The sequence below is a fragment of the Wolbachia endosymbiont (group B) of Erebia ligea genome, assembly GCF_947179575.1.
In the GTDB taxonomy this organism is placed as follows: domain Bacteria; phylum Pseudomonadota; class Alphaproteobacteria; order Rickettsiales; family Anaplasmataceae; genus Wolbachia; species Wolbachia pipientis_C.
In genome coordinates this window covers 419,527-439,377 of the sequence record NZ_CAMXBW010000002.1, presented here as the reverse complement: position 1 = coordinate 439,377, position 19,851 = coordinate 419,527, and the positions used below count along the sequence as shown (strand labels likewise).

23 protein-coding genes and 3 pseudogenes are annotated in these 19,851 nt (G+C 34.6%); 11 read left to right on the top strand and 15 right to left on the bottom strand.

The window, feature by feature from the left end; translation table 11 throughout:
* Positions 1-40 precede the first annotated feature (40 nt).
* The 6 genes from ndk (at position 41) to folD (ending at position 4,813) form a co-directional block, all read left to right on the top strand.
* Positions 41-460 (top strand): nucleoside-diphosphate kinase, encoded by a 420-nt coding sequence (gene ndk, locus OM962_RS02700; RefSeq protein ID WP_015587995.1) that lies wholly within the window; start codon positions 41-43, stop codon positions 458-460.
* 122 nt (positions 461-582) lie between these two features.
* Positions 583-1,761 carry an aspartate aminotransferase family protein gene (locus tag OM962_RS02695; RefSeq protein ID WP_264330719.1) on the top strand — a complete coding sequence of 393 codons (1,179 nt, stop codon included), beginning with the start codon at positions 583-585 and terminating at the stop codon, positions 1,759-1,761.
* Between the two features lie 68 nt (positions 1,762-1,829).
* A complete protein-coding gene (locus OM962_RS02690; RefSeq protein WP_006014632.1) occupies positions 1,830-3,107 on the top strand; it encodes an HlyC/CorC family transporter in 1,278 nt (425 codons plus the stop codon).
* 9 nt (positions 3,108-3,116) lie between these two features.
* Positions 3,117-3,374, top strand: coding sequence for a DUF2312 domain-containing protein (locus OM962_RS02685; protein WP_006014634.1), 258 nt, complete (start codon positions 3,117-3,119; stop codon positions 3,372-3,374).
* Complete coding sequence (locus tag OM962_RS02680; protein WP_264330718.1) at positions 3,367-3,942, top strand: UbiX family flavin prenyltransferase; 576 nt, start codon at positions 3,367-3,369, stop codon at positions 3,940-3,942. Before OM962_RS02685 ends, OM962_RS02680 begins: the two co-directional genes overlap by 8 nt.
* Complete coding sequence (gene folD / locus OM962_RS02675; RefSeq protein WP_264330717.1) at positions 3,926-4,813, top strand: bifunctional methylenetetrahydrofolate dehydrogenase/methenyltetrahydrofolate cyclohydrolase FolD; 888 nt, start codon at positions 3,926-3,928, stop codon at positions 4,811-4,813. The genes OM962_RS02680 and folD overlap by 17 nt, the downstream gene beginning before the upstream one ends.
* Before the next feature lie 99 nt (positions 4,814-4,912).
* Here the strand turns inward: folD and OM962_RS02670 are convergent.
* Positions 4,913-5,095, bottom strand: a pseudogene (locus tag OM962_RS02670) (cell envelope biogenesis protein OmpA); the annotation flags it as partial.
* A gap of 44 nt (positions 5,096-5,139) precedes the next feature.
* Between OM962_RS02670 and OM962_RS02665 the strand changes: the two are divergent.
* The 3 genes from OM962_RS02665 to OM962_RS02655 are packed head-to-tail and all read left to right on the top strand — an operon-like array spanning position 5,140 to position 5,997.
* Positions 5,140-5,319: a transposase gene (locus OM962_RS02665; protein WP_264330453.1), complete on the top strand. Its 180-nt coding sequence runs from the start codon at positions 5,140-5,142 to the stop codon at positions 5,317-5,319.
* A complete protein-coding gene (locus OM962_RS02660) occupies positions 5,307-5,486 on the top strand; it encodes an IS630 transposase-related protein (protein ID WP_319606739.1) in 180 nt (59 codons plus the stop codon). The genes OM962_RS02665 and OM962_RS02660 overlap by 13 nt, the downstream gene beginning before the upstream one ends.
* A gap of 10 nt (positions 5,487-5,496) precedes the next feature.
* Entirely contained in the window at positions 5,497-5,997 is a 501-nt protein-coding gene (locus OM962_RS02655; protein WP_319606750.1) for an IS630 family transposase, read from the top strand.
* A 9-nt stretch (positions 5,998-6,006) separates the two neighbouring features.
* Here the strand turns inward: OM962_RS02655 and OM962_RS02650 are convergent.
* The 14 genes and pseudogenes from OM962_RS02650 to OM962_RS02590 form a co-directional block, all read right to left on the bottom strand.
* A pseudogene (locus OM962_RS02650) lies at positions 6,007-6,534 on the bottom strand (cell envelope biogenesis protein OmpA); the annotation flags it as partial.
* Between the two features lie 103 nt (positions 6,535-6,637).
* The gene (locus OM962_RS02645) at positions 6,638-7,195 is read right to left on the bottom strand and encodes a hypothetical protein (RefSeq protein WP_264330716.1); all 558 of its coding nucleotides are present in this window, start codon (positions 7,193-7,195) and stop codon (positions 6,638-6,640) included.
* Positions 7,196-7,315: 120 nt separating this feature from the next.
* On the bottom strand, positions 7,316-9,775 hold the full coding sequence (gene leuS / locus OM962_RS02640) for a leucine--tRNA ligase (RefSeq protein WP_264330715.1): 2,460 nt from the start codon (positions 9,773-9,775) through the stop codon (positions 7,316-7,318).
* A gap of 4 nt (positions 9,776-9,779) precedes the next feature.
* Positions 9,780-10,370, bottom strand: coding sequence for a murein hydrolase activator EnvC family protein (locus tag OM962_RS02635; protein WP_264331009.1), 591 nt, complete (start codon positions 10,368-10,370; stop codon positions 9,780-9,782).
* A 52-nt stretch (positions 10,371-10,422) separates the two neighbouring features.
* Entirely contained in the window at positions 10,423-10,749 is a 327-nt protein-coding gene (locus tag OM962_RS02630; protein WP_264330714.1) for a MerR family transcriptional regulator, read from the bottom strand.
* A complete protein-coding gene (locus tag OM962_RS02625; protein ID WP_264330713.1) occupies positions 10,746-11,045 on the bottom strand; it encodes an integration host factor subunit alpha in 300 nt (99 codons plus the stop codon). Before OM962_RS02625 ends, OM962_RS02630 begins: the two co-directional genes overlap by 4 nt.
* 38 nt (positions 11,046-11,083) lie before the next feature.
* Positions 11,084-12,280 carry an MFS transporter gene (locus OM962_RS02620; protein ID WP_264330712.1) on the bottom strand — a complete coding sequence of 399 codons (1,197 nt, stop codon included), beginning with the start codon at positions 12,278-12,280 and terminating at the stop codon, positions 11,084-11,086.
* A gap of 917 nt (positions 12,281-13,197) precedes the next feature.
* Entirely contained in the window at positions 13,198-14,550 is a 1,353-nt protein-coding gene (tnpC, locus tag OM962_RS02615; RefSeq protein ID WP_264330462.1) for an IS66 family transposase, read from the bottom strand.
* 138 nt (positions 14,551-14,688) lie between these two features.
* Positions 14,689-15,165 carry a hypothetical protein gene (locus OM962_RS02610; protein WP_264330711.1) on the bottom strand — a complete coding sequence of 159 codons (477 nt, stop codon included), beginning with the start codon at positions 15,163-15,165 and terminating at the stop codon, positions 14,689-14,691.
* Between the two features lie 50 nt (positions 15,166-15,215).
* Positions 15,216-15,343, bottom strand: a pseudogene (locus OM962_RS07745) (IS982 family transposase); the annotation flags it as partial.
* A gap of 144 nt (positions 15,344-15,487) precedes the next feature.
* A complete protein-coding gene (locus tag OM962_RS02605) occupies positions 15,488-15,787 on the bottom strand; it encodes a transposase (protein WP_264330606.1) in 300 nt (99 codons plus the stop codon).
* A 212-nt stretch (positions 15,788-15,999) separates the two neighbouring features.
* A complete protein-coding gene (locus OM962_RS02600; protein ID WP_213864026.1) occupies positions 16,000-16,347 on the bottom strand; it encodes an IS630 transposase-related protein in 348 nt (115 codons plus the stop codon).
* 171 nt (positions 16,348-16,518) lie between these two features.
* Positions 16,519-17,400, bottom strand: coding sequence for an FKBP-type peptidyl-prolyl cis-trans isomerase (locus tag OM962_RS02595; RefSeq protein ID WP_264330710.1), 882 nt, complete (start codon positions 17,398-17,400; stop codon positions 16,519-16,521).
* Complete coding sequence (locus OM962_RS02590; RefSeq protein WP_264330709.1) at positions 17,393-18,175, bottom strand: polyprenyl synthetase family protein; 783 nt, start codon at positions 18,173-18,175, stop codon at positions 17,393-17,395. The genes OM962_RS02595 and OM962_RS02590 overlap by 8 nt, the downstream gene beginning before the upstream one ends.
* 127 nt (positions 18,176-18,302) lie before the next feature.
* On the opposite strand from OM962_RS02590, the gene acpP reads away from it, so the two are divergent.
* Entirely contained in the window at positions 18,303-18,563 is a 261-nt protein-coding gene (gene acpP / locus OM962_RS02585; protein WP_010406451.1) for an acyl carrier protein, read from the top strand.
* Between the two features lie 6 nt (positions 18,564-18,569).
* On the top strand, positions 18,570-19,841 hold the full coding sequence (gene fabF, locus OM962_RS02580) for a beta-ketoacyl-ACP synthase II (protein WP_264330708.1): 1,272 nt from the start codon (positions 18,570-18,572) through the stop codon (positions 19,839-19,841).
* The last annotated feature ends 10 nt before the right edge of the window (positions 19,842-19,851 follow it).

The window sequence follows — 19,851 nt, the reverse complement described above, 5'->3', positions numbered from 1 at the left end:
ACAATAAAGTAAATATACGATCTTAATATAAGGAAATGATATGGCAATTGAGAGAACACTTTCGATATTAAAACCTGATGCAGTAAAAAATAATATTACAGGCAGTATAAATTCTTACATTGAAAAATCTGGACTAAAAATTATAGCACAGAGAAAGATGCTGCTGACAAAAAAACAAGCAGAGCTGTTTTATGAAATTCATAAGGATAGGCCTTTTTTTGAAGAGTTGGTGGAATTTATGACTTCTGGGTCTGTGATAGTTCAAGTTTTAATTGGTGAAAATGCAGTCAGTAAATACAGACAAATCATGGGTGCTACAGATCCAAAACAGGCAGATAAAGGTACAATTAGGGGTGATTTTGCTAATGATATTAGTGAAAATAGAGTGCATGGTTCTGATAGTCTAGAGAATGCTCATAGAGAAATAGCTTTCTTTTTTGCTGAATGTGAATTGGTGTAGTTTTACTTTTTTACATATTAAATTTCTGAATTTTATGTTGAACTGTATAATATTAGCCCAATTTTTAGTTTAAGCAATATTAAGGGAAAGCTTTTTCATGCACAGTATAGATAATATTTAAAATGGATCATGTTGTTAATGCTTATAATAGATCTGAAGCTTCTATAGTTAGAGGAGAAGGAGTATATCTCTTCGATAAGGATGGTAAAAAATATTTAGACTTTGCTGCAGGAATTTCTACAACCTCTCTAGGGCATTGTCATCCATACATTACAGATAAACTGAAGGAGCAACTGGATTCATTATGGCACTGCTCTAATATTTTTACTATTCCCCAGCAGGAAAGGCTTGCTCAGCGTTTAACAGAACTTACCTTTGCCGATAAAGTTTTTTTCTGCTCAAGTGGACTTGAAGCAACAGAAGCTGCAATTAAATTTATTCGCCGCTATTTCTACTTAAATGGACAAGAAAAGCGCAGTCACATCATTACAATTGAAGGAGGTTTTCATGGCCGCAGTATTGCTGCAATTTCAGCTGGGGGAAATGAAAAATCACGCGAAGGTTTTGCTCCACTCCTTTCTGGTTTTGATAAAGTTCCAAGAAATAACATTGAAGCATTAGAAAAGAAAATCAATAGCGAAACAGCTGCCATATTTTTAGAGCCCATACAAAGTGAAGGCGGAGTACATCCATTGGACGTAGAGTATCTTAAAAAAGTAAGAGAGATAACAAAAGCTCAAGGAATAATTTTATGCTTTGATGAAGTGCAATGCGGATATGGAAGGATTGGCTCTCTATTTTACTATCAAAATATAGGAGTTGAACCTGATATGCTCACTTGTGCGAAGGCTATGGGTAATGGATTTCCTCTGGCTGCATGTTTAGTAAAAGATTATATAGCAGAAGCAATCACTCCAGGAACTCATGGGTCAACTTATGGAGGTAATCCACTTGCTATGACTGTTGGTAATGCAGTACTCGATGTAATGCTAAAGGAAGGCTTTTTTGACCATGTTAAGAAGGTCAGTAAATATCTAAAAGAAAAGTTGTTGCCTTTGACTGAAGAATTTCCGAAGATCGTTTCAGAAGTTCGTGGGGAGGGTTTATTGATAGGGATAGAGCTTAGATTACCTTTGGCTGATAAAATTGTTAAACAATCTCTTGACAAAGGCTTAATAATGACTAAAATTTTAAATAATAGAGTAATAAGAATAACTCCTCCACTTGTTGTTGAGAATACGCATGTGAATGCAGTGTGTGATATATTTCATGATTTATTTTTTTATATTAAAGATATATAGACTTGCAAATGCTTCTTACAACATATAAAATCAACTCTGTTTCTATATCGCAATAACATCATACTTTAATGGATTGGTTATTGATTTCAGTATTGTCAGCAATTTTTTTCTTATTGATTTTATCGTTTTTGTTCTCAGGAGCAGAAATAGGGTTAACCTCAATTAGCCGATCCCGAGTGAATAAACTAAAGCTAGAAGGTAACAAAAAAGCCAAGATAATAGAGCTTTTGTTAGGTAAAAAAGAATTAACAATAGGAACAATATTACTGTGTAATACAATTATTAACATTACTTGCTCTGCTTTATTTACAGTAATATTTATAAATTCTTTTGGGAGTGAGGGCATATTTCTTTCAACATTCATGATGACGTTTTGTATTTTGCTATTTTGTGAAGTTTTACCAAAAACTTACGCCATGCAAAATCCTGAAAAATTTACATTACTTTCTGCTTATTTTATGCTGTTTTTTGTCAAGATTCTTTCTCCATTGACATTAGGCATTCAGTTTATTGTCAATATCATTCTGAAGTTATGTGGGCTTCATAAGAATAGGGAGGTAATATCTGCAGCAGATGCAATGCGTAATATGATTACTCTTCACCGCAGTGAGGGCACTATGTTACAACAGGATTTAGATATGCTAAATAGTATACTTGATTTGGCTGAGACAGAAATATCACAAATTATGACCCACAGGAGAAACTTATTTTCTCTTGATATAGATCGAAACAAAGAAGAGTTAATAAGAGAGATTTTAACCAGTAGCCATAGCAGAGTACCTTTATGGCAAAAAGAACCAGATAATATTGTTGGAGTGGTTCACGTGAAAAATCTAATAAATGCCTTGCGTGAAAAGGATAATAAAATAGAGATTGCCAAAGTTATGTCAAAGCCTTGGTTTATACCAGAAAGTACTCCACTCAGTGTACAACTTCACAACTTCCGTAAAAACAGGAAACACCTTGCATTTGTTATTGATGAGTATGGAGCACTACAGGGAATCGTAACTCTTGAGGATATACTGGAAGAAATAGTTGGAGAAATTTCAGATGAACATGATTTGATCACAGAGAATTTTATAAAAAAGATATCCGATAATATGTATCACATAGAAGGAAAATCTACTATTAGGGATATTAATAGACAGTTACATTGGGATCTTCCTGATGAAGAAGCTACAACTCTAGCAGGTATGATTGTAAACGAGATAGAGCGCATTCCTGAAGAAAATGAAGAGTTTTCCATGTACGGTTTTTACTTTAAGATTTTAAAAAAAGATAAAAATATTATTACTATGATTGAAGTACAAGTAAAAACTGATAATACTGTAGTAGCAATTAATTAGTTGGGTTCTATGGAAGATACAGTAAAAATAACGGCTGAAGATTTGAAGAGCTATATAGAGAGAATCGAAAAACTTGAACAAGAAAAGAGGGATGTGCAAGATCACATTCGTGATGTATATGCAAAAGCTGCAGATGAAGGTTGGGATATAAAAGTGATGAAACAGATTATTAGGCTAAGAAAGATGGATGATGATGACAGGGAGGAACAGGAAATATTACTTGATACCTACAAACGTGCATTGGGAATGAATTACGAAGGTGAATAGTAGGATTGTAATTGGAATAAGTGGAGCATCTGGTTCTATTTACGGTGTACGGATTCTAGAGGCACTAAAAAATACCAATCATGAAACTCATTTAGTGATCAGCAGTGCTGGAAAAATAACTATAGCTCATGAGATTAAAGAAAAACTTGAAGATATTATATCGCTTGCAGATTTTTACTATTCTGAAGAAAAAATAGGAGAAAAAATAGCAAGCGGCTCATTTAAAACCTCAGGTATGGTTATTGCTCCATGTTCTATGAAAACAATGTCTGAAATAGCATCGGGGGTGACTTCCAATCTATTAACAAGGGCTGCAGATGTAACTCTAAAAGAAAGAAGAAAATTAGTTCTTATGGTGCGAGAATCTCCACTACATCTTGGACATCTCCGAAATATGTTAAAACTAACGGAGATGGGAGCAATTATTGCTCCGTCGATGCCTGCTTTTTATATTAAACCAAAATCTTTGGATGATATTGTAAATCATTCTGTTGGTAAAGCATTGAATTTATTTGATATCGCATTACCTGACTTCAAGGAGTGGCAAGGAAATGTCAATTATTATTAACGGTAAAAAAATAGCAAATGATCTCTGTGAGGAGCTATCAAAAAAAATTGATATTTTAAAGAAAGAGTATAATGTTTTTCCTTGTCTTAAAGTAATTCTTGTGGGTAGCAATCCAGCAAGTCAGGTCTACGTTCGTAATAAACAAAGAAAAGCAGAATCAATAGGCATAAGTTCTGAAACTATTGTTTTGCCTGATAGTATCTCAGAAGATGAATTGATTGAAAAAGTTAATACATTAAATGAAGATCCATCTGTGCATGGAATTTTAGTTCAGTTACCTTTACCAAAGCACATCAGTGCAAGCAGAATAATTAATACAGTAAGTGTTGAAAAAGATGTAGATGGCTTTCATGATGAGAATGTTGGCAGGTTAGTTAAAGGTGAAAAAAATTGTCTGATACCTTGTACTCCCAAAGGTTCTTTGCATTTAATTAAGTCAGTTGAAAATAATCTGTCCGGTAAAAATGCGGTAATCATTGGCAGATCAAATATTGTGGGTAAGCCAATGTTTCACCTATTGTTGCAAGAAAATTGCACTGTTACCATCTTGCATTCACAAAGTAGGGATTTAGCTGATTATTGCTCTAAGGCGGATATAGTAGTTGCAGCAGTTGGAAAGCCAAATTTTGTTCAACCAGATTGGATAAAAAAAGGTGCAATAGTGATTGATGTTGGCATAAATAGCATTAACATAGGAAATCAAAGTAAGCTTGTGGGTGATGTTGACTTTGAGGGAGTAAAAGAAAAAGTCAAAGCTATTACTCCAGTGCCTGGTGGAGTTGGCCCGATGACAATAGCATTTCTTATGATAAACACTGTAGTTGCTGCTTGCTTACAGCGGGAAGTTGATCCTTCTGATTTTATTGCTTAAGGTTTAGCTTAATGTTAGCATAAACAGAATACCTTTACAAATAGCACATATATAGCACCGAGCATACAACTGTGTATAAGGATTCAAAGTGTTCATAGCTTAAAAATTATAACGTATACCTACTTCTATGATTGCATCTGGTTTTTTCATCGGTGGTTTAAAGCCACTTAATTGACCGCTTGCAGCAATAGCAACTGTACCAACTATCTGCGGAGTAATTTCATAATCAACACCTAACTTTACTTTATAGGAAATAGCACCCAGTATTTTATCTATAGTATTTCCTAAAGTAAATGATAAAGGTATAATAAAGTATTTGAGTTATAATGGCATATAGTGTGGATTTAAGGGAAAAGGCAGTATTGATGATAGAAAAAGGTAAGACAAAGGTTGAGGTAGCAGAGCTTATGGAGATAGGAATAGCAACTCTGTACCGTTGGTTAAAAAAGAAAGCTGCTGGTGAAAGCCTCAAGCCATCTAAAACGGTAGCTTTATTCGAAAAATAGACCCCAAAATACTCGAAGAATATGTTACAAAGAATCCAGATCATACTCTGGCAGAGATGAAACAAAATCTTGGATTTGGAATAAACTCAATTTGGTATAGACTAAAACAGCTAAAAATTACTTTAAAAAAAAGTCACACTATATCAAGAGCGCAATCAAGAAGATAGGGAGCAATTTATTGATAAAATCTCAAAAATAGACCATTCCAGCATCTTATATATAGATGAAGCAGGAGTTGATAATAAGTTATACCGAGAATATGGACGCGCTCCAAGAAGAAAGAAAATTTATGCAGATATTCCAGGGAGAACTCGAGAGAGAATCAGTATAGTAGCCGGGTGGATTGGAAAGAGATTTATTGCACCAATGACTTTCAAAGGTGGGTGTGACAAAGAGGTATTCAATACATGGTTGGAGAAGATGTTATTACCTAAATTGCCACTTGGCACAACTATAGTTATGGATAATGCTACATTTCATAAGACCACTAAAACAAAATCATTAATAGAGTCTTTTGGCTGTCATTTGCTGTATCTTCCAACATATTCACCAGATTTGAATCCTATAGAATACTGTTGGCATACCATCAAAAGCCGCCTCAGACCTCTCATGTATAAATATACAGACTTACAGCTTTTGGTTGGTAATACCATAATGGAACTTTATCATCTATTTTAGAAAATACTATAGTGTTTCATTTTGACCTGCGGCTGCAGCTACAGTTGCAGCTGAATTTGGAGTGTTAACTGCATTTGTATCCTCACCAAGACCAAAAGATGGCAATATTCGAATATATCCACCCAGTCCTATACTAGCATATAATTTAATAGGATCAATTTCAAGATCAGGATAGTAAAGGTAATTTGCCAACAAACTAGCTCCTACTTTCCTTTTTTGTTTATCAGTTATATCACTTGTGTTAGCAAGAACCTCAAGTTCAAACTTAGAATTTTTGTTATGATGATAACCAAAGACAACTTTAGGGTTCAATTTAAAGCTTTCACCCCATCGAGTCCCAAAGTTTAAACCTACATAACCTACATAGTAATGATCTTCGTACTGGTCTTCATATCGATCTTCACAATGATCTTTGTACTGGTCTTCATACCGATCTTTGTACTGATCTTCTAACTCACTTGTACCATTACTAGCTGTACTTGCTAAAGCAATCAACACAGCGAACACTTTCATCGTTCTCATATAATTCATACACATTACTTCCTTAAAACAGACTGGAATAAGTGTTCAAACATGCTAGCAGCAAGTTTTGAGCATTGCTTATGGTTACACCTAAACATGTACACAATGCCATCCAGCATTAAAAACTATAACGTACTCCTACTTCCAGCATCATATCCGGTACTGCCATTGCTTTTAAACCACTCAGTTGCCCGCCTACGGTTAAAGCAGCTGTACCAACTATCTGTGGAGCAACTTCATAATCAACACCAACCTTCAGTTTGTACGAAATAGCACCCAGTATTTTATCTAGTGTTTCACCTCCGCCAAGAGAAAAAGGCATTACTTGTAGATGTCCTCCTAAACCTCCACTGACATATAGTTTCACAGGATCAATGTTAACGTCAGGATAATAACGGTAATTTGCTAATAAACTAGCTCCCATTTTCTTGGTTTCCTTACCAAACATATCACTTACGTCAGTGAGAATCTCAAGTTCAAACTTAGAGCTTTTATCATAATTATAACCAAAAACTAAGCCAGGTTTTATTTTTAAGCCAGTACCCCATCCACCACCAAAGTTTAAACCTGCGTAGTACTGCTCTTTTGCACTATTACTAGCTGCTTTATTACTAGCTGCACCTGCTAGAGATGAAGTGAGCAAAACAGCTAAAACACACAATCCTTTTATTTTCATATAACTACCCATACAAAAAAATATATAATGCACAAGTATATATCTTTTATATTAAAAAAGATATAACCGCATATCAAAAAAAGTATACCTGCGAAATTAGGGACATGCTACTCAAAATTTTTATATAACTATGTTTACTACCTTATTTGGTACAGCATATATAATGCGAATTTTGCTTTGATCGATTTTGTTAGATACAGAATCTGTTGCTATTTTTTTCAATTTTTCTTGAGGTAAATCAGTTGCCACTTCAATGGTCGCACGCAACTTTCCATTGATCTGCACTGCTACAGTCACCATATTATCAATTAGTAGTGATTCATCAGCTTGTGGCCAAGGCTTTAGATATAGCATGCCTTCGCCTCCTATTTTTTGCCATAAATTTTCAGCCAGGTGTGGCATGAATGGCTCAATTACTCTGATTAGTATGCATATACCTTCATCAATAAGAGATTTTCCAGTTTTTACGTCTATTTCAGCTATTAAATTTGTCATTTCACGAAACTTTGCTACCACACAGTTTAATCTGCAGTTTTCCAAGTCATCTGTAAGCACTTGCAATAGTTTATGGATTTTTTTTCTGTACTCTAAGAGTTTACCTACAATGTTTTCATTATCATAGTGTATGTTTACGGGTCTAAGTTGCACTACCATACGCCACAATTTATTTATGTAGCGAAAACAACCTTCCACGCCATCATCAGACCATTCCATATCTTTTTCTGGGGGGGTATCGGATAATACAAACAAACGAGCAGTATCAGCACCGTATTTTTCTATGATAAAGTTTGGGTCAACTGTATTCTTCTTTGACTTACTCATCTTTTCGACTTTTCCAACTTGGATCTTAGCACCCTTCGCAATCAACTCTTTTGCTTCTTCGGGAAAGAGCCATTTGCCATTCTCATCTTTATAAGTTATATGGCAGACCATTCCTTGAGTGATTAAAGTAGAGAAAGGCTCTTTAACGTCAAAATAGCCACATTTAGTTAAAGCACGGCAGAAAAACCTTGAGTAAAGCAAATGTAGAATTGCATGTTCTATTCCACCTATGTAATAATCAACAGGCATAAAACGATTACAAGTATCTTTATTAATCGATTTATTTTCACTGCAAAATGCAGCAAAATACCAAGAAGATTCAAAAAAAGTGTCAAATGTATCAGTTTCACGTTCTGCTTGCTTTCCGCACTTTGGACAATCAACAAATTTCCAGGTTGGGTGCTTATCCAGGGGATTACCACCACTTGTAAATTCTACATCCGTTGGTAGAACAACAGGGAGGTCTTTTTCTGGAACTGGAACAATTCCACAATCTTTACAATGTATAATAGGTATAGGACATCCCCAATAACGTTGCCTTGAAATTCCCCAATCATGCAAACGGTAGTTTACTGTTTTTTTGCTTATTCCTTTTTCTTCAAGCTTTTTAATGATTACTTCCTTTGCCTCATTAATCATTAGTCCGTTTAAGAATTCAGAATTGCACATCACTCCATCACCGAAGTACGGTTCTTTTAAGATCTCTTTGGTCTCTTCACAAACTACAGGAATAATCGGTAAACCATACTTCTGTGCAAATTCAAAATCACGCTGATCATGTGCAGGGCAACCAAAAATCGCACCTTCTCCATACTCCATCAACACAAAATTCGCTATGTACAGTGGCAACTCTTTATCAAGAAATGGATGTTTGACATTTAATCTTGTGTAAATCCCGATTTTTTCATCATTCTCCCCCTTTGCCTTCACACTGTCGATAAAGCCTTGTATGTCTTCGTCCTTAAGGTCTTGTACAATAGGGTGCTCTGCTGCTACTGCAAGAAAAGAAGCTCCAAATAAAATATGAGGAGAAGTTGTAAAAATCTTTAATTTCTTATTCAGGCCAACTATTTCAAAATCTATAGTTGCCCCTTCAGATTTTCCTATCCAGCGCTCTTGCATAGTTTTGACTTTTTCTGGCCAATTTTTTAAACTTTGCAAACAATGAAGCAAATCTTCAGCAAAATCAGTAATCTTTAAAAACCACTGAGATAACTTACGTTTTTCAACAACTGCACCTGATCGCCATCCTTTTCCATCAACCACTTGCTCATTTGCAAGCACTGTTTGGTCCACTGGATCCCAATTAACCCACGACTCTTTTCGATAGGTAAGACCATGCTTTAAAAAATCCAGAAAAAATTTCTGTTCGTGTTTGTAATAATCAGGCTCACATGTGGAGAGCTCACGATCCCAATTGTATGAAAGACCTATAGATTTTAGCTGCGCGCGCATATTATCTATATTATCTTGTGTCCATGCTGCAGGGTTAATGTTATTGTCCCTTGCTGCATTTTCAGCTGGTAATCCAAACGCATCCCAGCCAATTGGGTGCAAAACCTCAAATCCACGAGCTCTCTTGTAACGTGCTATAACATCTCCTATTGCATAGTTACGCAGGTGCCCCATATGAATCTTACCAGATGGATATGGAAACATTTCCAACACGTAACATTTCTTCTTTTTACTATCTTTGCTTACAGAAAAATCCCACTTATTTTGGTAGAATTTTTCAACGTTTTTAAAATCATATTTCATAAATTCAATCACAGTTTATATGTACTAAAGGATCGACTGCTTGACCATTATGCCTTATTGTGAAACACATCTGCGGATCTTTATCTTGTGTGCTTGATTTACCTGCAGATCCAATTACTTGACCTTGTTTTACTTTATCACCAATTTCAACTTGTATGTTTTTTAAATAGGAGTACATAGTCATGTAATTATCTTTATGTTCCACTATAATTAAATTTCCGTACCACCTCAGGCCTTTGCCTACGTATATTACTTTGCCAGGTGCAGAAGCAATAACCTTTGTTCCACTTTGAGCAGTAATTTTTATGCCATCTTGACATATTTTATCAGAAGAGATAACTGCACCTTTAACCGGTATTACAAATTTACACATGCTTTGTGTATTATTGTTATATACCTTATCTACGAAGGCTTTTCTACTTTCTTTTTGCAGCGAAGAATCAACATTTTCTTTAATCAGATGATACTCCCTTGTGTACTCCAGGTCTCTTTTTCCATAAAATTCTTCGCCTTTAAGTACTACAGGTGCAGGTTTTTGCAGGCCACAGCTTATCAGTATTGCTGATAATATAAAGAACAAGGCTATACGACACATACACTTATCTCTAGATATATCAACTTTCACAAAACTTTATAGTGTTTTTCGTCTATTTATTACTTTCTTCATTTATTTTATCAGTCAAATAGTCTCTTAAATCGGTAAGTTCTTGCAACAAATTTCTTGAATAATGATCAATTCTTACATCGTTACCAAATTCCTTTTGTACTCCTTTTATTTTATATCCTTTGTCATATAGCATATATTTTATTTTCTTTATTGCCTCTATACACTTATGATCATATAGTCTTCTTCCCTTCCGTTTTATGGGTTTAATTTGATGGAATTGACTTTCCCAGAATCTTAAAACATGCTGCTCCAAATGTAGTTCTTTAGCTACTTCTCCAATTGTGTAAAATAATTTTTCCTTATTCATCGGTTATTTATTAATTTCTTCATCATTTTTGAAGGTCTAAAAGAAATTGATTTTCTCGCTTGAATTACTACCCTTTCCAATGTCTTTGGTATATTTCCTGGTCTTTCTTTCTTGTTTTTAACCAAAAATGTTCCAAATGAAGATATTTTTACTATCCCATCCTTTGCTAAGCTCGTTTTTATCTCATCCAATATATCATCTATTATTGCAATAGAGTCTTCTTTCGATAATCCAATTTCCTGGTTTATACATTCAGCTATTGTTGCCTTAGTTACTGGTGTGTCTTTTATTGTCATAATTTATTATAGTATGTTAATATAATATAACAGTCGACTCAAGATTCAGCTACTTTATTTTTATAGTATGTTTCTTTTGTAGCATAATTAAAAATACTAGCAAATGTTAACATTGTAAATATTGTGAAAAGCGCCATTTGATGATCTGAAAAAAGTGCTAAAATTGACACTAAAATTCCACTCATAACAAACATAAATCCATTGATAATGGATGATGATGTGCTAATATACTTCTGCTCAACAATCTCACTGCCAACAGTAAAATTAAGCATATGTCCGCCTGCAAAAAAACCAAACATTAACATACAAAAGTATATAATATGAACTGTTAAATTGCCGTATAGTAAAATAATAACTGAAATACCTTGCAATATGGCAAAAGCAGAGATTACGTGCCTTCTATTTTTAAATAGATTTGAGATTAAATCTGCAATTGGAGCACCAACTGCAAGACCAAGCCACAATATTGCAGTTGCCACACCTAACTCCATTGTATTTAGTTCTAAGTTGCTTAGTAACCTTGGTGCCCACAGCATATTAAGCGCTAAAAATGTTCCAAAAGTAATAGCACCTACTACTGAAGTTATCCAGATATCTCTTAATTTTAGCACCGTTAGTATAGAACATATTACTGTTTTTATAGAGCTTTTTATTGTGCATTTTTCCAAACTTTTTTTTGAAAGTCCTTTCGGATAAAAAAACATAAGTACAAATATCGATACGCCAAATAATATTACGTATACAATCAAATTCTTCCAATCCATACCTTCAGCAAGGAAGCTAGAGAACAACATTTGAATCATCAAAGCTGAAAGACTTGAAATTGTCTGCACTAGTGAGAACATCAGTCCAAATTGGGTAATGGGAAAATATGTGCTACTTATATGAGCAGCTCCAACAAAACCAAATGATGCTCCAATTGCAATCAAGAATTGAGATAAAATTAGATGGACAAAACTGTCACTACTAATAAGGATAAAAAACCCAAAGATCATAATCGATAATGAGAGAAAATAAATTTTTTTGCTGGAAAAAACATTAAACATTGCCCCACTAAAAATTTGTGAGATAGCAAAAGTCCAAGTATATGCTGAATTAGCCAGTGCAACTTGCGCAATCGTGATCCCAAGTTCTTTTTCAAGATCCACACTTATAAAGGTGTAGATTATTTGCATATTGCTGAATATAACAATTAAGTTGCTGATCAGCCAAATGAACCAAGCTCTACTTTCCATAAGATTTTATAAGTAATCCATTAATAACAAGCCTCTTTTAGGTTCTGATTAATGTTAAAACAGTTGCAATTATAGATTATATAAAAGCTATGAAACAACAAATTTGTTGTGAGATTTTAATTGTTAGAATCTGTATATGATCTCAAAAAAAGAATAGATTTTTGCTTTTTATCCCCTGTTATAAAGGAGTATACAGCGTACGGTGAAAGGCCTGGGTAAAGATGATATAATTCCAACAAGAGAGATACCCTTCAGATCATCTTCCATTGAATGTAATGGTTGATGTCACAGTTGAACAGCACAAGCAAAGACAATTAGAGTTATAAAATCTTGTTTAATACACATTAAAGTGGACCTATGTTTTGCCACTCAGAACCTGTCTTGAAAGGGAAAAAAAAGAATAAAGCAAGAAATAGGAGGGTAACAAATGATATAAGTGACAAGGCCAAATGTTGCACAAGGAGCAATAGGGAGAGCAAAAACATAACAATTATTAATGCGATAAAATATGTAATGAGGAGTAGTTGCTGGTGCTAACCTTTAATATAGTTATGCAAGAGGCCTAATTTAAAATATTAAATAGCTAACGTAAAAAATTGCTTCCATATATTTTAAATCTGATTATAATCACAGTTAGAGATATTTTAAGAGCTCAAAATCTATCTTTGTCTGCAGACTGTTCAGTCAAATTTTTAATCAAAAAGCGTAGCGTATCTTCTTTAGTGCATATCTGTTGTATGTACGCTGCACTTTTTTCTAATCTTTTTTACACAGGGGGATTTTATGTCCAGAATTCCAGATACTTGATCTTTACTTTAGCTAAAAAACAATAGGCGCCTATGGCTAATTAAAATAAAAATTTTTCTAATATATAGAAGAATTACAAAATCACTGTTGTATCCGTTCAGAGGTGTGGTTTAAGAAACAACAGCTAGCAGGTTTTGAAAAGGGTTTAATTCCTTTTGTTTCCAAGTCAGATACAACGAAATTATCCGCTCAAGAAATCTATTCCCTCGCTCTGACTGTGCAAAATATGAATTCTTACGATAGACAACATAATGCCGTATCTGTCGCTCAACATGGTTATTCGTTAATGGAATATTCTCTGGGTCATCCAAAAATGTCCACATCATTGACTCGGATTTTATAATACCCTTTACCGTTCGTGAAGCTCCTTTTGCTTCAAGTATATAAGATATTTTTATCATGCAGTACTGTATGTATCTTCGTAATTCTTTAGCTTGCTTAGTGAACTTTGAAATACTAATTTCATTTTCTGACAAAGCGTTTTTTAATACAAACAATCCATTAGCTGCGTCTTTTAAACAATGGCCAAGTCTCATTACTTCACTATTCCAACTATGAGATAACCTCTCGAAATTTCTCAATAAGTGAGCCCAACAAATTTGTCGTTTTTCATCACTGAAGTGGTTGTAAACTGCATATCTGTCAGTAATTACCAGGTTTTTGTAATCACAAAATGCACTATTCTTTAAAAATTTCATTCCTCTTGTATCTGCTAACTTCATAAGACTTGCTTTATTGTTGGCAAACATCCAGCACCATCCCAATTTGCCTTTGTTGTAGTGACTGGTTTCATCAATATGCAAAATTTCGCTTGCTTTTATTTCTTCCTCTATTTGTTCATAGGCTTCTTTACATTTTGACGAAACCCTTGCTTCACTATTGGACACACTACCAACACTTATACTCATGTTAAAGATGTCTTTCATAATATTCGCTATTTCTCGCTTTGAATTCTTATAAAACCCACTTAGTGATGCAACTACTGACTTAACTCTAGGACCAAAGGTATCCGGTGTAACTCCTTCTGGTAATTTGCTACTCCTTCTTTTTCCGCATTTACGACAGCGACCATGTTCTAATTGATACTCAACTACGTAAGGCTTAATTTCTGGTAAATCAACTTTTTGATAGACATATGGTTTTTCCGATATTGCGATTTCTTCACCACACTCGCATCTATTTGGTAACTCTACCTTCACCACCTCATCTGCTTCCATTTTAGCTCGGCAATTCCCCTTATGTCCAACTTGACCACCTATCTTCCTGCCGCCCTCTGACTTATCTTCTGGTGTGTCTTTTTTTATTTTGTACAGCTCTTTTGAACTTGGTAAAGATGAATTCCTTGAGTTTAAGCCGAGTCTCTCTCTTAGTTCAGCATTCTCTATTTCTAAGATTTTATTTTTTTCTTCAAGCTTTGCTACTTTCTGCTCTAAGTTTTTACATAACTCTACAATACTGATCAACAATTGAAGCATCTAGCCTTACTTTACTATCAACATTTTGTGTTATTACTACTTTAATATATTATGTCAATTGTTTTTTATCCTTGCCACACCTCTGAACGGATACTAGATTTCTCACCTATAGCCTCCCCAAATTCTTTAGACGTTGATGGCTTGATAATGAATGATGGGAGCCAGTCTTTCCTTACATACTTGTTCAGTTCTATATCTCCCCCCCCCTACAAGATTACATTTACTTATACTTATTCGTGCTCCATCCTCAGTTTTTTTGAATATAGTACCATCTTTATCACAAAGCTCCAGCCTATGAAACTGTCCTTTCTCGCAAGGCAACACTTTTAAATAATTTGCATTTTTTCCCGTTACACTTGGGTAATTCCCATCGCCTAGCACATCAAAAACAAGCTGTTCTCTATCTCCTTTAAGTTGAAAATACCAAGCTGACTCGTTTACACCGCCAACTTCTTCACCAGTTTTTATTGATTTCACTATCGGTTTATCTCTGAATGTCTTAAAAATCTCACAATCTAATTTGCAACCAGACTCTGTTGCCTCTACTATACAGTGCTTTTCATAGTCCTCTTTTTTTTCCTTTATCAGACCTTCATAACTCAAGAAAAAGATTAACCCACAAAATAAAGCTAAGAAACACATGGCTTTTTTAATTACATTGAATAGGAAATGGGAGTAGAGAAATATACACTAAGAAATTTACTGAGAATCTATGATAAGTATGCTCAAGTTCAAATTTGTTCTTCAGGTAGTCAAAAACTGTTTCAATCATAAATTTCCTTCAGAAAAATTAATGCATTTTTCACACTCTATTTTTTCCTTGTGTATATATTAGCATACAAAAGTAAAGTTTTAATAAAATACTATTTAAGTAATCTCATCAGAGTCTGGTTTTCTGCATTAAGATTTTACACTATAGTATTTTCTAAAATGGATGATAAAGTTCCATTATGGTATTACCAACCAAAAGCTGTAAGTCTGTATATTTATACATGAGAGGTCTGAGGCGGCTTTTGATGGTATGCCAACAGTATTCTATAGGATTCAAATCTGGTGAATATGTTGGAAGATACAGCAAATGACAGCCAAAAGACTCTATTAATGATTTTGTTTTAGTGGTCTTATGAAATGTAGCATTATCCATAACTATAGTTGTGCCAAGTGGCAATTTAGGTAATAACATCTTCTCCAACCATGTATTGAATACCTCTTTGTCAACACCCACCTTTGAAAGTCATTGGTGCAATAAATCTCTTTCCAATCCACCCGGCTACTATACTGATTCTCTCTCGAGTTCTCCCTGGAATATCTGCATAAATTTTCTTTCCTCTTGGAGCGCGTCCATATTCTCGGTATAACTTATTATCAACTCCTGCTTCATCTATATATAAGATGCTGGAATGGTCTATTTTTGAGATTTTATCAATAAATTGCTCCCTATCTTCTTGATTGCGCTCTTGATATAGTGTGACTTTTTTTTAAAGTAATTTTTAGCTGTTTTAGTCTATACCAAATTGAGTTTATTCCAAATCCAAGATTTTGTTTCATCTCTGCCAGAGTATGATCTGGATTCTTTGTAACATATTCTTCGAGTATTTTGGGGTCTATTTTTCGAATAAAGCTACCGTTTTTAGATGGCTTGAGGCTTTCACCAGCAGCTTTCTTTTTTAACCAACGGTACAGAGTTGCTATTCCTATCTCCATAAGCTCTGCTACCTCAACCTTTGTCTTACCTTTTTCTATCATCAATACTGCCTTTTCCCTTAAATCCACACTATATGCCATTATAACTCAAATACTTTATTATACCTTTATCATTTACTTTAGGAAATACTATAGCTTACTTGTACAAGCGAAATTTTTTGAACTTCAGTGTAATATTTTTACTCTATACTATTTTGTCTATCTTACGTTCTCTTCTCTCTTAATTTGCTATCTTTGCCAATCATAGTTAAGCTATTCCTTAATGGCAAAATCTAAGCTTAAATCAATTATTGAGATATTTTCTTCATCAAAATCTATTTCTTTTATTAATATACCAGTTAAAAGATCAGGTGGAGAAAGAACTGTTCTTTTATTACCAGCCCTCATTCCCACAACTCCAAGTTCTATAGCAAGTGGTATTTTTTTGTCACCAACCTTAAACTGCACTATTTGATCTTTGATTATATACTCACCATTATGTCTCTTTATGCTATATTGAACTGATATCTCATCGCCACATTTTACTCGTTTTCCAGTTTTGTTAATTAAGTCATTAAAAATCATTAGGTTATTTACTGAATCAGGATATTTATCTTTTACTTCAATCAGTTTGATGTAATAAGAGTTAAAACTCATTTTGTTGTCATCAGCAGCAATAGTAACTACACGCTCTCCGCCTTCTTTCATACCTATTACCCCTAAACTCACTTCTTTTAAGTAATCCTGACCTATTTTCAAATTGACATCAGTCGGAAGTAGCGTTGCTAGGTTGTTGGAGACTTTGTACATTTGTAGCAGAACTTCTTGGCCACAGAAAACTTTACTGCCACTACCTTCAGTAATTTCATAAAAGTTTATCATCTCTTCTTCTTTTTGCTGTGTTATTTCTTCTAAATACTCTGCTAACCCATGCTTTTCAATATAACGATCAAGAGCTGATTCAAGTATCGGCCTGACCAAATAACTTGCTATCATCTGTGTCAAACCACCATGTGTAGCATTTATTTCGTAAAGCTTTTCCCTTTTCTCTGGTTTATCTTTGTTTATATAAACAATCGTAATTATAAAAGCAGAAGCTAAAGTGAGAATCATTACTACAGAGATAAACATTTGTAATATAATTTTTCTAACCATCTTTTTTTACTTGATTCAATAAATCATATAAGTCACTAGTATTCCCTGAAAGCGTACTTAAATTATTTGAGGCCTGTTTAAAGAGACTATCTATATAGTTTTCCATTTCATTTTTTCCAAGCACGGACATTAAATTGTTTGTTTTATCTTGCTCATAATCTTCGATATCATCCTTGGCTTGAAAAATAAGCCCTAGATTTATTCCATAGTTATATAATGCTTCCCGCTCCTTGTCTGTAGCGCCTCCTATTATAGCCCCTATTTCACATGAAGCTGCAAATAGTTTTGCAGTTTTCATCAAATGAATTTCTTTTATTTTGTCAAAATCTGCACCTATATCTAAAATCTGCCCTCCCACCATTCCCTTCATTCCTATTGCTTGAGAGAGCACTTTTATGATCTCACAATTTAACAAAGATAATACCTCAAAAGCCAGGGTAAGTAATGCATCTCCGGCCAGTACTGCTGTTGCTTCACCAAATTTTTTGTGGCAGCTTGGCTGGCCTCTGCGGGTGTCACTGTTATCCATACATGGCAGATCATCGTGAATGAGGGAGTAAGCATGAATAAATTCAATTGCTGCTGCTGCTGTTATTGCTTTTTCAACCTTTATGTTGAATATCGACGAAGATGCTATAACTAAAAAAGAACGTATATGTTTTGCAGGAGCAAGAAGCACATAACGCATAGCTGATATAAGTTTATTCTCGCTATTTTCAGGTAAGAGCTTATTCACTTCTACAACAAGCAAATTTTTTGTTGTTTCGTCTAGCATTTTTAAATTTATTAACTATCGAGTGCTAAGAGATAGGAAGTTTTTAATAGTTTATATAATCATAAAAGCTATTGCAAACATCAAAATTTCTTATAACATCAGAGAATAGGTTATTTTTTAGTAAGAAATGAGCGAATTGGCAAAAAGCACTAGGGAAGATATAGAAGAAAAAGTAAAGAAGATTATACTAGAGCACATCAGTAAGGATGTAGAGGGATTTGGTAGTTCTTCAAAGCTTTCAGACCATGGCACAGATAGTTTAGATGCAGTTGAAATAATCATGGCAGCTGAAGAAGAATTTGGTATAGAGATTCCTGATGAAGATGCGCAAAAAATGGAAACTATGGAACAGATAGTTGAATATGTAGTAAACAAAGCAAACAATTGATGTTGAATGAGCAGAAGAGTAGTAGTTACCGGTGTTGGCTTAATTACTCCACTAGCAGCAGATGTTAATAACACCTGGTCAAAGCTGAAAGAAGGTAAATCTGGCATCAAAGCAATCAATACAGATAGGTTCGACTCTTCTGATCTTGCTTGTCAGGTTGCAGGGCAGGTGCCTATGCAATCCGATAACATTGAGCATTATTTTAATCCACCAGATTATATTTCTGAAAAAGACCTAAAAAGAACAGATCGTTTTATTCACTACGGAATTGCAGCAGCTGTTCAGGCAGTAGAAGATTCACTAATTTTGGAAAATAAAAATATTAATAAAGAGCGAATAGGTGTAGCTATTGGTTCTGGTATAGGTGGTCTTCCGTCAATTCAAGAAAATGTAATTACCATGCAGGAGAAGGGGCCTAGACGTGTTAGCCCATTTTTTGTTCCTGCAAGTCTAATAAATTTGATATCTGGTCATATTTCTATTAAATACGAATTTATAGGTCCAAATGACTCAGCGGTAACTGCATGTGCAACAGGTGCGCATGCGATTATAAACTCAGCAAGAGCTATAAAACTCGGTGAAGCTGACATTATGATTGCAGGCGGAGCAGAAAGTGCGTTATGCAGAGTTGGAATTGCAGGTTTTGCATCGATGAAGGCGCTATCAACTAAATTCAATGATAAGCCTGAAGAGGCCTCAAGGCCATGGGACGAAGAACGCGATGGATTTGTCATGGGCGAAGGGGCAGGTATATTAGTTCTGGAAGAATATGAACATGCAAAAAAAAGGGAAGTAAAAATATATGCAGAACTCACTGGATATGGACTCACAGGAGATGCGCACCACATCACAGCACCACATCCAGAAGGAAGAGGCGCACTTAAGGCAATGGAACTTGCTTTAAGGAGTGCACAAGTAAGCCCAAGTCAAATTGGGTATATCAATGCACATGGGACTTCAACAACACTTGGGGATAAAGTTGAAGTAATAGCAATGAAGCAGTTATTCGGTGACTATGCCTATAAAATACCTGTTTCCTCGACTAAATCTTCTATAGGACATTTACTTGGTGCCGCAGGAAGTGTTGAAGCAATATTTAGTATCCTTGCATTAAACAATGGAATTGTTCCACCAACTTTAAACCTACACAAACCTTCAGAAGGGTGTGATTTAAATTTTGTACCACTTAAAGCTCAAGAGCATAAAATTCAATATGCGCTTTCTAATTCATTTGGTTTTGGTGGTACCAACGCGTCTCTCATCTTTGGAAAGGTGTAGTTAATTATGC

What these genes read in the sequence shown, in the direction of transcription:
- OM962_RS02645 (WP_264330716.1), bottom strand. Translation starts at nt 7,195, where the DNA reads ATGAAAATAAAAGGATTGTGTGTTTTAGCTGTTTTGCTCACTTCATCT.
- OM962_RS02635 (WP_264331009.1), bottom strand. Translation starts at nt 10,370, where the DNA reads ATGTGTCGTATAGCCTTGTTCTTTATATTATCAGCAATACTGATAAGC.
- OM962_RS02695 (WP_264330719.1), top strand. Translation starts at nt 583, where the DNA reads ATGGATCATGTTGTTAATGCTTATAATAGATCTGAAGCTTCTATAGTT.
- OM962_RS02595 (WP_264330710.1), bottom strand. Translation starts at nt 17,400, where the DNA reads ATGGTTAGAAAAATTATATTACAAATGTTTATCTCTGTAGTAATGATT.
- leuS (WP_264330715.1), bottom strand. Translation starts at nt 9,775, where the DNA reads ATGAAATATGATTTTAAAAACGTTGAAAAATTCTACCAAAATAAGTGG.
- ndk (WP_015587995.1), top strand. Translation starts at nt 41, where the DNA reads ATGGCAATTGAGAGAACACTTTCGATATTAAAACCTGATGCAGTAAAA.
- OM962_RS02590 (WP_264330709.1), bottom strand. Translation starts at nt 18,175, where the DNA reads ATGCTAGACGAAACAACAAAAAATTTGCTTGTTGTAGAAGTGAATAAG.
- acpP (WP_010406451.1), top strand. Translation starts at nt 18,303, where the DNA reads ATGAGCGAATTGGCAAAAAGCACTAGGGAAGATATAGAAGAAAAAGTA.
- OM962_RS02690 (WP_006014632.1), top strand. Translation starts at nt 1,830, where the DNA reads ATGGATTGGTTATTGATTTCAGTATTGTCAGCAATTTTTTTCTTATTG.
- fabF (WP_264330708.1), top strand. Translation starts at nt 18,570, where the DNA reads ATGAGCAGAAGAGTAGTAGTTACCGGTGTTGGCTTAATTACTCCACTA.
- OM962_RS02685 (WP_006014634.1), top strand. Translation starts at nt 3,117, where the DNA reads ATGGAAGATACAGTAAAAATAACGGCTGAAGATTTGAAGAGCTATATA.
- OM962_RS02665 (WP_264330453.1), top strand. Translation starts at nt 5,140, where the DNA reads ATGGCATATAGTGTGGATTTAAGGGAAAAGGCAGTATTGATGATAGAA.
- OM962_RS02625 (WP_264330713.1), bottom strand. Translation starts at nt 11,045, where the DNA reads ATGACAATAAAAGACACACCAGTAACTAAGGCAACAATAGCTGAATGT.
- OM962_RS02620 (WP_264330712.1), bottom strand. Translation starts at nt 12,280, where the DNA reads ATGGAAAGTAGAGCTTGGTTCATTTGGCTGATCAGCAACTTAATTGTT.
- OM962_RS02630 (WP_264330714.1), bottom strand. Translation starts at nt 10,749, where the DNA reads ATGAATAAGGAAAAATTATTTTACACAATTGGAGAAGTAGCTAAAGAA.
- folD (WP_264330717.1), top strand. Translation starts at nt 3,926, where the DNA reads ATGTCAATTATTATTAACGGTAAAAAAATAGCAAATGATCTCTGTGAG.
- OM962_RS02600 (WP_213864026.1), bottom strand. Translation starts at nt 16,347, where the DNA reads ATGGCATATAGTGTGGATTTAAGGGAAAAGGCAGTATTGATGATAGAA.